Raw genomic sequence first — 10,806 nt, forward strand, 5'->3', positions numbered from 1 at the left:
AGTATAATGGAAAAATTACTAATTATTAAAAGTTATTACTGCCAGTATCCCACCATAACCTAGTTCCTCCATTATCCGAACCATTTAAAAAGGTTCTAGCTTCTTCTACGTTATCTAAATTTGTGTTTACCTCAGAATTCACGAAATTGATTCTTCTTATTTGAATATTTGTATCTATAGCTCCTCCACTATTGTTTAACACAACAGGGAAAATTCTTGGGTAGCCAGTTCTTCTGAATTCACTCCAAGCTTCTTGACCATCAGGAAACATTGCGATCCATTTTTGAGTAATAATTTGCTCTAATTGACTTTCATTAGTAGCAGAATTATCAAAGGCAATTTTCACATCACTTCCATATGCAACATTGTTTGCTGCGTCTAGCGCATCAACAAAATCGTTAGGAGTACTGGTATTATCTGCTAAATATGTTTCTACATTCGCAACACCATGTTGTGTGAATGAAGCTCTTATTCCGTTATCGTAGTTTGTTTTTACATCTCCGGCTCCAGCCCAATTTCTAAGTCCTGCTTCAGCTTTCAAAAAATAAATTTCTGCAACTGTCATCCAAGTTTTACATTCAGTATCAACCACAGCTCCAATTAATGAATGGCTTGCATATTGAGATTTTGAAGTAATATCAATTCCTTGTCTTATTCCTTTATAATCTCCTAAACTTGCATCCGCTGGAGCATTAAAATATCTCTCGGCTCTTCCATCATTGAATCCTTTTAAAATGACTTCCATTTCGGCACTCATACAGATATCATTCCACGTTCCGCTTATTGTTGCGATCGGATGTCTAAATCCTGGTGTGTTGATTACCATATCTGATGTTAAAAAACCTGCATCACTTGCTAACGCTTTTTCACCTTCTGTTTTAGCTAAATTCCCATCAACATTAGAAACTCTAATTGCTAATCTTAATCGTAAACTGTTTGCAAAAGCTCTCCAAGAAGCAATATCTCCACCTAATTGAGATTGATCAAAAGGAATAAACTGACCATTTCCTTCAAATTCTTTTAAACCGTCAATTGCTTGATCTAAATCAGCGAAGAAAGCTTTGTAAGCCGTTTCTTGGCTATCATACTTTCCTGTAGTATCAAAATCATCAAACTGAGAATAACGAATTGGACCGAATACATCAGAAACTCTGTGCATTGCCATTACTCTCATGATATTTGCTAGGTACACGAATTTTTCACCTCCAGCAGAATTTGAAATCGCTACTTGATTCTTAATTTCTCTAACAAACGGCATTACACCATTTCCTCCACTTCCATCATAAGCATCAATCCAAATAAAAGCGTTCCAACCATCAACCAAGGCATAAGTTTGATTATTTATATTTCCAGCAAATGGAGTTGGACTAGTCATATATCCAGAAAAAACATCTCCATTTAAACCATGCTGTAATTGATAATTCCAAGCAGGTTCTGTTCTTATAATATTTGCGAATATTGGGGTAAATCTTGAACCAATATGATTATTCAATTGAGTTAAACTCTCTTGAGATATTCCGTTAGGATCTGTATTTATATTTTCAAAATCTCCAGTACAAGCATTGAAAATAATTACTATTATAAAAAGCTTTATATATTTCATTTTATTCTTCATTTTGTCTAAAAATTAATATTAACATTTAACCCTAAACTTCTTGTTGATGGCTGATTAAAAATATCTACACCTTGAAGTCCTAAACCTGTACTTGCCGTAATGTTAGGATCGAAAGGAGCGTCTTTGTATAAGAAAAACAAATTGTTTGCTATTAATGATAATCTGATACTTTCAAAGAATTCTGATTCAATTGGCAACTTATATCCTATTGATAATTCTCTTAAACTAACATTTGTAGCATCATAAACATATTCACCTAACATTCCGTCACGACCTCCAATTGCATTGTAGTATTCTTGTGCTGTGATTTGAGAAGCAACTCCGTTTTCATCAACAACATTTATTTGTCCACCATTTGTATTTCGAGCATCAGCAGTAGCTTGAGAAACTCCATATTTATCATTTACAGCTTCTGTTACACTTACTACATTTCCTCCAAACTTTCCGTCAATTAAAAATGAAAAAGAAAAATCTTTATAACTGAAAGAGTTGTTCCATCCTAATGTAAAATCAGGTTGAGCATGAGCTACGGTAGTAAAATCAGTTGATTGTAGTGTTCCAGAACTATTAATTACTGGCACTCCATTTTCATCTCTAACTAAAGACCTTGCTTTAATACTTCCGAAATCTTCTCCTTCGATTAAAGAAAACTCATAACCATTTACACCTCTTCCTGTAATAATTGCTTCTCCGTTTTGTAATGAAGGATGTACTGAAACCACTTTATTTTCATTCTGTGCAAAGTTTAGCGTAGAGTTCCAAGTGAAGTTATCTGTTACAATAGGTTTTCCATCAATAACTAATTCGACACCTTTATTTGTGATTTCTCCTGCATTTACAATATTTTGAGTGTATCCTTGTGGATTTGGTGCAGCTTGTATAAAGAAAATTTGATTTAAAGTTCTTGTGTTATAATACGTAAACTCAACTCCTAAACGATTATTTAATAATCTAAATTCAGCTCCAATTTCGAAAGATTTTTGTCTTTCTGGCTCTAAAGTTTCACCAGGAATTGGTGCAAAAGGCGCATTACTAATACCTGTGTTTGTAGAGTTTATTGAATTTAAGGGTACAGTTGCATATACAGGAATATCCTTACCAACTTCGGCATAAGAAACTCTAAGTTTTGCAAAATTGAAAACTTCAGGCAATTCGAACATTTCTGAAATTATTCCGGTTAAACCAACAGATGGATAAAAGAAAGAAGTACTATTGGTATTTACTAGTGTTGAAGACCAATCCGTTCTTCCCGTAACATCTAAGTATAACATTTTCTTGTAGCCAATATTCGCAGAACCAAAAATAGATTGCACTTCTCTATTCGCTACGGACTGTGCTATGTTGTTTGTATTTTGAAAATTTGCCAATGTAAAGACATTCGGAAAATTAAGTCCATTTCCATCTCTACCTGAGTCTAAAAATAATTTATCACCAATTTTAAACTTAGTTAAACTTGTTCCTAGTAATCCAGTGAAACTAATATCATCACTAAAATCTTTTGAATAATTTGCGATAAGATCGATATATTGTTGTGTATTCTCAGTTTTTTCTAAAATATACCTACCGTTATCTCCTGAGTTTACAGGGTCAGTACCTGCATATTGACGTTTATCAAAAGTGAAGAATGTTTTATCATAACTTCCTCTTGTTTGTATTGAGAAATTATCACTGATTTGATACTTAACAGATAAGTTTGTCAATACTCTTTGAGCTTTATCAAAACTTGGATTTCTATTAATTAACCAATACGGATTTTGCTGAATGTTTTCGTCAAATGAAGAAGCAAACTGATCGTAAATATTTCTTGACGTATCGAAATATTCGAATTTATCTCTATAGATATTTCTATCAATACCTACAGGATGTAAATAAACACCAGTCAAAGGATTAGAATATAATCCGTTTGTTGGTCTATTCCATATGGTTTGATCAGATAAATTAACACTTGCGGAAACATCAATTTTATCATTTAAAAACTTTGCAGTTTCTCTTAATGTAATTGAATTTCTTATTAATCTGTTTTGTGGAATAACACCAGATCCTAATGTGTTTGCAAAAGAAAAATACGTTTGAGCTTTCGCATTACCTGCTGTTAAAGACACCGCATTTATAGAAGTATATCCTGTATTAAAAAAGCCTTCAGCATCATTCGATAATCCTGAAGCATTAGTTCCCCAAGATTTTGGATCTGAAACTCTACCATTTTCAGCGATAGGATTACCTACAGAAGCCGATTGATATTCTGATTGTAATTTAGGTAAAGACATTACTTGATCCATAGTTATACTAGAATTCACATTAACTGAAAGTTTACCTTCTTTACCTTTTTTAGTTGTAATTAAAATTACTCCATTTGCTCCTTGACTTCCATATAATGCCGAAGCCGAAGAACCTTTTAAAACTGTAATAGATTCAATATCATCTGGATTGATTAAAGACATTGCATCTCCCCCATCTCTATTACCAGTTTGACTACCAAAAATATCAGTTCCAGGTTCAGCTCCGTTAGAACCATTACCTTGATTCAACATTGGAATTCCGTCTATTACATACAACGGATCATTATTGGTAGTTGATGCATTTCCTCTTAAAACAACTTTAGCAGTTCCTCCTAATCCCGATGAACTTCTATTTACAGTAATACCTGCTGATTTACCAGATAAACTGTTTAGAGGATTGGTTTGCTTTACTTTTGTTAGTTCATCTCCGCTAACTTCTTGAGCAGAGTATGTTAATGCTTTTTTCTCTTTTTTAATTCCCAAGGCAGTTACAACAACTTCATCAAGTACATTACCTTCTTGTAATACGACATTGATAACGTTATTATTTCCTACGGTAACACTAAAAGTTTCCATTCCAATAAATGAAAATTCTAAAATGTCTCCAGATTTTGCTTCAATAGTATATTGACCGTCAAAATCGGTTTCTACGCCTTTATTTGTTCCTTTAATTACTACGTTTACTCCGGGTAATGGTTCTCCATCACTTTTAGATGTTACCTTACCTGATATTTTAGTTTGAGCTATTGCCCCCCAAAAAGACATCAAAGAAAAACATAGAAGTAATAGTATTTTTTTCATATGTAAAAAGATTTGAAATAGTTCAGATAAAACTATGGTATTGTCCTGTTTGTAGAAAAAAAAATATCTGAATGACTTCAAATAAGGAACGAACTACATTATTTTACAGATAAGAAATAATTAAGACAGATATATTGCTTTTTTAAAAAAAAAATAACAGAAATACTATAATTTTATCAACGGTAATTTAATAATAACAGCGATTAATGAGTTTAAATTTCAATAAAGAAAATTATAAATCAATTCCTTTGAAATACCATCTTTTGTTTTGGAGTTGTTACTTTACTTTTAATATTATTAGATGGGGAAGTTATTTTGATGATTATATCTATTCACTCAAATCAAATCTTGTTGAGTTCCCAATACACATCGTTTTAGTGTACATAAATATTTATTATTTCATCCCAAAGTTCTTGGTAAAAAAACAATACAAAACCTATATACTTTGTTTGTTTCTTTCTTTGGGTTTAGTTTATATAATTCGAACTGGTCTAATTTATTTTTTAGTAACCGAAAATATATGGCCAGAAGCTTCGGGTAATCAAAAGGCTTTCACGTTTAATCATATTGTTGCTGTAATTATTGGTGAGTTATATGTTGTCGCATTGGTCACCACTATTAAATTAACAGTTGTCTGGATCAATCAACGAAAATATGTAGAAGAACTTTCTAAAGTGAATTTACAAACAGAATTGAAGTTCTTGCGAATGCAAATTCAGCCTCATTTTTTCTTTAATACTTTGAATAGTTTATACTCTTTAACCTTAGATAAATCAGATGAAGCTCCAAAAGTTGTTTTGAAACTATCTAACATAATGGAATATGTTATTTATGAAGCAAAAGAAAACAAAGTAAAGCTTTCAAAAGAAGTTAATCTGGTTCAAGACTATATTGATTTACAGAAAATACGTCATTCTAATAGTGTTGATATTCAACTTGAGATCAAAGGAGATTTAGAAAACGCAGAAATCCCTCCTTTGGTGTTGTTATCTTTTATTGAAAATAGTTTTAAACATGGTAAAAAAGATGGAGATTTTTATATCCATATTTATATTAAAAGAAAAAAAGATGGAGCTATCTTTTTCTCTGTAGAAAATAATTATGTATGTTTCACACCAGAAAAAAAATTGAATGGTGTTGGAAACAACAACGTGAAAAGAAGGTTGGATTTATTGTATGGAGAAAATTATAATTTAAATATTATAAAGGATAAGGCTAAATTTAAAGTAGAGCTACTTATTTTAAATCAGGACGAATTAAAATGAATTTAAACTGTATTATAATTGACGACGAACCTTTAGCAATAAGGGTAATTGAAAATCACTTAAAAGAGTTCAAAAACTTTTCGCTTATTGGAAAATTCAACAATCCAGTTGATGCATTACCAATGATTGAGAATAATGAAGTAGATGTTATTTTCTTAGATATTAACATGTCTAAAATGAATGGCTTGGCTTTTCTTAGAAGTATTCCTATTTCGTCATATGTAATCATTACAACTGCATACAGAGAATATGCCGTGGATAGTTTTGAGTTGGATGTTTTAGATTATTTAGTAAAACCTATTCCATTCAATAGGTTTATGAAATCTATCAATAAATTAAATCAGCAGATTTATTTAAGACAAAACGCACAGCAAGCACAATCGGAACCGGAGACCTTTATTTTTTTAAAAGTTGATAAAAAATTAGTAAAAATAAAATATCAGGATATCCTTTATATAGAGAGTTTAAAAGATTACATAAAGGTTTTTACTGTTGATAACAGTTTTCTTGTACATAAATCATTAACCAGTATCACGGAAGAACTTCCGAGTAAAAAGTTTCTTCGTATTCACAGATCCTATACAATTTCTTTAGACAAAGTAGATTCTGTAGAAGGAAATCTGGTAGAAATTGGAAACAAGAAGATTAATATTGGTCGTAAATATGTTAGTTTAACCAGACATATTATCCTAAATAGAGAGTAATTCGCTTAAAATCTATTCTTGGTCGTTTAAATTATGTCGTATGTAGATTTTATTTTTCTTCTTCTGAGATAGTTTCTAGTATTATATCCATAAAGGATGAATCTAGATGAATAAAAACTATCAAACAGCAATCTTAATTATTATTGGATTATTCTTCATATTCGGTTTTGTAACCTGGATAAATGGAGCATTAATTCCATTCATGAAAACCATAAACGAACTAACAGAAGCACAATCATATCTAGTTGCTTCTGCATCTTATATCTCATTTGTAATAATGGCCTTACCTGCATCCTTTTTAATTAAAAAAACTGGATATAAAAAAAGCATGTCTGTGGGATTAATTATAATGGCTGTTGGTGCTTTATTATTTATTCCTGCCGCAAATACCAGAACATATTGGTTATTTCTTCTTGGAATTTTTATACAAGGAACAGGAATGGCAATTTTACAAACTGCGGCAAATCCGTATGTTACTATTTTAGGTCCTATTGAAAGTGGTGCAAAACGAATTGCTATTATGGGGATCTCAAATAAAATAGCTGGAGCTCTTGGTTCTTTAATTTTTGGTTCTTTACTATTATCTGAAATTGATAGTGTCGTTGTAAAGTTATCTACAGTAAGCGATTCAGAAAAAACAGAACTATTAAATATAATGGCTGGCAACATTATTATGCCTTATATAATAATGGCTATTATTTTATTTGTGCTTGGTATTCTAATTCGTTGGAGTCCTTTACCAAATATTGATACCGTTGAAAGTTCAGATAAAGCAACAGAGAACACTAACAAAACTTCAATTTTTCAATTCCCTCATTTGTGGCTAGGTGTATTAGCATTATTTGTTTACGTTGGTGCTGAAGTTATTGCTGGAGATACTATTATTGCTTATGGGATTTCTTTAGGGATTTCTGTAACAGAAGCAAAGTTTTTCACCACTTTTACGCTTACCGCCATGATTATAACTTATGCTTTAGGAGCGATATTAATTCCAAAATATATTAGTCAAGGATTGGCGTTAAAAATAAGTGCTATTCTTGGAATTATTTTCACGATTTGCATTATAAACACTTCTGGTTTTACATCGATTTTATTTGTAGCTGCCTTAGGAATTGCAAATGCTTTGGTTTGGCCAGCAATTTGGCCTTTATCTCTAAAAGGCTTAGGTAAATTTACAAAAACAGCTTCTGCTTTGTTAGTAATGGCCATTGCTGGAGGTGCAATTATTCCTCCATTATATGGTAGATTGGTTGATAGCACTAAAGAAGATTTAATTACAAGTGGAATGAATGAGGCTAATGCTTTGGCAGAAGCATCAACAAACGGATATTGGATTTTAATCCCTTGTTATGTAATTATCTTATATTATGCTACATACGGACACAAATTAGGCAATAAACAATCATAAATGAATAGAATACAATCCATAGATGTTTTTAGAGGGCTCACCGTTGCAGCCATGATTTTGGTTAATAATCCAGGAGATTGGTCAACAGTTTACCAACCTCTTTTACATGCAGAATGGCATGGATTAACGCCTACGGATTTGATATTTCCATTTTTCATTTTTATAGTTGGTGTTTCTATATCATTAGCTTACAACAATAAAAAACCATCGAAAGAAATTTATCGTAAAATACTCATCCGAAGTTTAAAATTATTCGGACTAGGATTATTCTTAAACTGGTTTATCCCTAATTATCCTTTTTTCGAAAGCTATACAACAGTTAGAATTCCGGGTGTTTTACAACGAATCGGAATTGTTTTTTTCATTACTTCTATATTGTATATCAATTTTAGTAAAAAAGCTTTAGTCATAATTTCGGTACTGATTTTAGTTACGTACAATCTATTATTGGGAGTAGTTCCATTACCTAACGGTTTACTTCCAAGTTTTGATAGAGTTCCCAATAACTGGGCTAATTATATTGATGTAAAATTACTGGGGAATCATTTATGGAAACCAGACTATGATCCAGAAGGAATTTTAAGTACAATTCCGACTATTGTCAGCTGTTTAATGGGAATATTTATCGGAGAAGTTCTTAAGATACATAACAAACAGAAGTTACTTAAACTATTATGTATTTATAGTCTTTCCTTTTTAGCTTTGGGATATATTTGGAACAGCTTTTTCCCGATCAACAAATCTTTATGGACAAGCAGTTTTGTTTTGGTTACCTCAGGTTGGGCTTCATTATTTGTACTTATTATTTACTATTTGTGCGATGTAAAACAAAAATCTTACGGAACAATATTTACGTATGTAGGAATGAATGCCATTGGTATTTATTTTTTATCCTCTTTTATTTCTAAAGCATTCTACTTAGTGAAGATTAACGAACAAGAAAACGTTCATAGTTTTTTATATAACTACTCCTATAACAACATTATTGATAATGGTAATCTTGCTTCGTTGTGTTACGCGTTAACTGTATTGTTCTTCTATCTATCTCTAAGTTATATTCTATTTAAGAGGAAAATATTTTTCAAAGTTTAAAAACATCGAATGAAGTTAGTTGCAAAAAAATCACATCAAAAAACACAGGTATTTACCAATATTGAAAATCAGTTTTTTTCAAAGTTGATTAATTGGTCAAGTGGATATTTTGATTTATTTCTTCAGGAAGATTTAAAAGATAAACTAATCATTTATTGTCCTAACGGAAGCATAACTATTCAATATTACAGAGACACTTCAGCATTAAAATTAACCGTTGAAAATAAACGAATAGAAAATTGTATTGAATACTTTTCAAGGATCTTGCAACTCTATCAAAACATGAATAAAATTGAAAATCACCCTGATGTACAACCAAGCTTCAACACAACAACAACTGCAAAAAGACATACCGTATAAAACAAAAAATCGGAACTAAAATTAGTCCCGATTTTTAAATTTGTTGTTGATTTTACTTTCTAATAAGCTTGTGATTTTTAAGAACTTTATTTCCCTGAATAATCTGTAAAATATAAACTCCTTTAGATCTTACTTTAGGGTTAATAACTATAAATTGATCACTTTCTTTTGTTGAAATTAACTCTTCATAATACAGATTTCCACTTATATCTTTCACTACTATTTTTAAAGGAAACTTCCTTTCAACAGTATTTAATGATATCTTGATCTTATCAGTAAATGGATTTTGCAATACTCTAAATTCATCTTCCATTACAAGTCCATCCTTCCATTTTTCTACCTTCTTTGTAATGGTTTGAGCTTTGCAGTCATCAATATTTTTCCAAACATCATATCTATTTGAAAATTGTAAAGGATTATCTCCTCTAGTCCACCATTTTGCTTGATACAGTTTATCCATAAATCGCACAGAATCATTAGCAATATAAATAGCCTCTTCTTTCCAAAGTGGAATGTTAACACAATTGCTATCTCCATGATCTCCACCACCATGGTCTCCACCGTGATCATGATCACCTCCTCCTTGATCTCCGTCGTCACCATGATTTCCATCATCACTACTTCCTCCACCAGAAGCAACAACCTCTATATCACTAACGGAATAAAAAGCCTCATGACTATCGCTGTAATCTCGCTGCCAAACACTGTATAAAACAGCTCTTTTTCCAATGTAAGAATCCGGGATATTTGCTTTTATTTCTGTAAAATCTTCTGCCGGTCTCTTGCCTACGTGACCAATTTCCATCAAATCATCCCATTTGAGCGGTTTTGAAGGATCCCAATCTAAAGGTGTTATGTAAACTTTATAGTATTGAGTTTTATGCGGAGCTGTGTTTTTCCACTTCACATAAATATCTCCATAATTAACCTTAGTTGTAGTCCAATCCGATTGAGTTGGCCAACTGATTAGAGCATCTAAACAACTATATTTATCTGGATTTCCTCCACTGGCTAATTGTCCATCTGAAACAAAATCTCGATGCCTTCCATAATTGGTGTCTGGTTGTAATATTGATCGCCATTCATAAATAGAACTTCCACACGGTCCACAATTATTGGAATTCGGGTTATCATGACAAGTTTTAATTCTACTCTTAGGCCAAATAACGGTTCCATGAGAATAGATATTTTCATTTAAAAAGATAAAAATCAAACAAAATAAAAAGTATTTAAATGTTTGATGTAAATCGAATACAAATTGTTTTTGAAGTTTTGATTTCAT

8 protein-coding genes are annotated in these 10,806 nt (G+C 31.4%); 5 read left to right on the forward strand and 3 right to left on the reverse strand.

The window, feature by feature from the left end:
* Window positions 1–25 precede the first annotated feature (25 nt).
* Together ABNT61_RS09120 and ABNT61_RS09125 are read right to left on the reverse strand one after the other, a co-directional pair.
* A complete protein-coding gene (locus tag ABNT61_RS09120; RefSeq protein ID WP_348742973.1) occupies window positions 26–1,603 on the reverse strand; it encodes a SusD/RagB family nutrient-binding outer membrane lipoprotein in 1,578 nt (525 codons plus the stop codon).
* Window positions 1,604–1,620: 17 nt separating this feature from the next.
* Window positions 1,621–4,695, reverse strand: coding sequence for a SusC/RagA family TonB-linked outer membrane protein (locus ABNT61_RS09125; RefSeq protein WP_348742974.1), 3,075 nt, complete (start codon window positions 4,693–4,695; stop codon window positions 1,621–1,623).
* Between the two features lie 206 nt (window positions 4,696–4,901).
* On the opposite strand from ABNT61_RS09125, the gene ABNT61_RS09130 reads away from it, so the two are divergent.
* The 5 genes from ABNT61_RS09130 (at window position 4,902) to ABNT61_RS09150 (ending at window position 9,524) form a co-directional block, all read left to right on the forward strand.
* The gene (locus ABNT61_RS09130) at window positions 4,902–5,960 is read left to right on the forward strand and encodes a sensor histidine kinase (RefSeq protein ID WP_348742975.1); all 1,059 of its coding nucleotides are present in this window, start codon (window positions 4,902–4,904) and stop codon (window positions 5,958–5,960) included.
* Window positions 5,957–6,664: a LytTR family DNA-binding domain-containing protein gene (locus ABNT61_RS09135; protein WP_348723872.1), complete on the forward strand. Its 708-nt coding sequence runs from the start codon at window positions 5,957–5,959 to the stop codon at window positions 6,662–6,664. The genes ABNT61_RS09130 and ABNT61_RS09135 overlap by 4 nt, the downstream gene beginning before the upstream one ends.
* 106 nt (window positions 6,665–6,770) lie before the next feature.
* Window positions 6,771–8,072, forward strand: coding sequence for a sugar MFS transporter (locus tag ABNT61_RS09140; protein WP_348742976.1), 1,302 nt, complete (start codon window positions 6,771–6,773; stop codon window positions 8,070–8,072).
* On the forward strand, window positions 8,073–9,164 hold the full coding sequence (locus tag ABNT61_RS09145) for an acyltransferase family protein (RefSeq protein ID WP_348742977.1): 1,092 nt from the start codon (window positions 8,073–8,075) through the stop codon (window positions 9,162–9,164).
* Window positions 9,165–9,173: 9 nt separating this feature from the next.
* Window positions 9,174–9,524 carry a hypothetical protein gene (locus ABNT61_RS09150; protein ID WP_348742978.1) on the forward strand — a complete coding sequence of 117 codons (351 nt, stop codon included), beginning with the start codon at window positions 9,174–9,176 and terminating at the stop codon, window positions 9,522–9,524.
* 52 nt (window positions 9,525–9,576) lie between these two features.
* Here ABNT61_RS09150 and ABNT61_RS09155 read toward each other — a convergent pair whose 3' ends face one another.
* Window positions 9,577–10,806, reverse strand: a complete 1,230-nt coding sequence (locus tag ABNT61_RS09155; RefSeq protein WP_348742979.1) for a lytic polysaccharide monooxygenase — start codon at window positions 10,804–10,806, stop codon at window positions 9,577–9,579.

Source organism: Tenacibaculum sp. 190524A05c (assembly GCF_964036595.1).
In the GTDB taxonomy this organism is placed as follows: domain Bacteria; phylum Bacteroidota; class Bacteroidia; order Flavobacteriales; family Flavobacteriaceae; genus Polaribacter; species Polaribacter platacis.